Annotated in this window: 2 rRNA genes; both read left to right on the top strand. The window is 57.5% G+C overall.

The window, feature by feature from the left end:
* Positions 1 to 1,253, top strand: a 23S ribosomal RNA gene (locus ABNG04_RS17980); the annotation flags it as partial.
* A 133-nt stretch (positions 1,254 to 1,386) separates the two neighbouring features.
* Positions 1,387 to 1,508: ribosomal RNA gene (gene rrf / locus ABNG04_RS17975) — 5S ribosomal RNA — on the top strand.
* The last annotated feature ends 41 nt before the right edge of the window (positions 1,509 to 1,549 follow it).

Raw genomic sequence — 1,549 nt, 5'->3', positions numbered from 1 at the left:
ATGTCCGTACCGAGATCCGACACAGGTGCTCTGCCAGCGCAAGGCAAGGCCTGTCGGGAGAACCGACGTTAGGGAATTCGGCAAGTTAGTCCCGTACCTTCGGAAGAAGGGATGCCTGCTCTCTACGGAGCAGGTCGCAGTGACTCGGGCGCTCCGACTGTCTAGTAACAACACAGGTGACCGCAAATCCGCAAGGACTCGTACGGTCACTGAATCCTGCCCAGTGCGGGTATCTGAACACCTCGTACAAGAGGACGAAGGACCCGTCAACGGCGGGGGTAACTATGACCCTCTTAAGGTAGCGTAGTACCTTGCCGCTTCAGTAGCGGCTTGCATGAATGGATAAACGAGAGCGCCACTGTCCCAACGTTGGACCCGGTGAACTGTACGTTCCAGTGCGGAGTCTGGAGACCCCCAAGGGGAAGCGAAGACCCTATAGAGCTTTACTGCAGGCTGTCGCTGAGACGTGGTCGCCGATGTGCAGCATAGGTAGGAGCCGCTACAGAGGTACGTGCGCCAGCACGCCACCCAGGCACCATTGAAATACTACCCGTCGGTGACTGCGACTCTCACTCCGGGAGGAGTACACCGGTAGCCGGGCAGTTTGACTGGGGCGGTACGCGCTCGAAAAGATATCGAGCGCGCCCGAAGATCATCTCAGCCGGGTCGGGAATCCGGCGAAGAGCGCAAGAGCACAAGATGGTCTGACAGTGTTCTTCCCAACGAGGAACGCTGACGCGAAAGCGTGGTCTAGCGAACCTACGAGGTTCCGGAATGGGACCCGTAGATGACAGAAAAGCTACCTTAGGGATAACAGAGTCGTCACTCGCAAGAGCACATATCGACCGAGTGGCTTGCTACCTCGATGTCGGTTCCCTCCATCCTGCCCGTGCAGAAGCGGGCAAGGGTGAGGTTGTTCGCCTATTAAAGGAGGTCGTGAGCTGGGTTTAGACCGTCGTGAGACAGGTCGGCTGCTATCTATTGGGGGTGTGAGGTACCTGACGTGAACGAACGTATAGTACGAGAGGAACTACGTTTGGTCGCCACTGGTGTATCGGTTGTCCGGAAGGGCAGATGCCGAGTAGCCACGCGACACGGGGTAAGAGCTGAACGCATCTAAGCTCGAAACCCACATGGAAAAGAGGTACCACAGAGGTCACTCGTAGAAGACGAGTTCGATAGACTCGGGGTGTACGCACCGAGGCAACGAGGTGTTAAGCCCACGAGCACTAACAGACCGAGCCACATTCATTGGCGCTGACGCGCCACGACTCGCATGAGTTCAGGCGGTAACTGGATCGCACGTAATACACGGTTGGTACCGAACCACGACCGACACAGGCGTCTCTCTGTGGAGAGTCTCGGTTCGAATCCGAGAGTCGGCATAAAGGCGGCCAGAGCGGTGGGGAAACACCCGTACCCATTCCGAACACGGAAGTTAAGCCCACCAGCGTACCGTGAAGTACTGGAGTGAGCGATCCTCTGGGAACCACGGGTCGCCGCCTGCCCATTCATTCGGGAGAATACTCCCACTCGGCCCACGGACATT

It is taken from the genome of Halorubrum miltondacostae (assembly GCF_041379815.1).
GTDB lineage: Archaea > Halobacteriota > Halobacteria > Halobacteriales > Haloferacaceae > Halorubrum > Halorubrum miltondacostae.
Note: the sequence above shows the minus strand (reverse complement) of the source record. Positions and strands in the feature narration are given on the sequence as shown.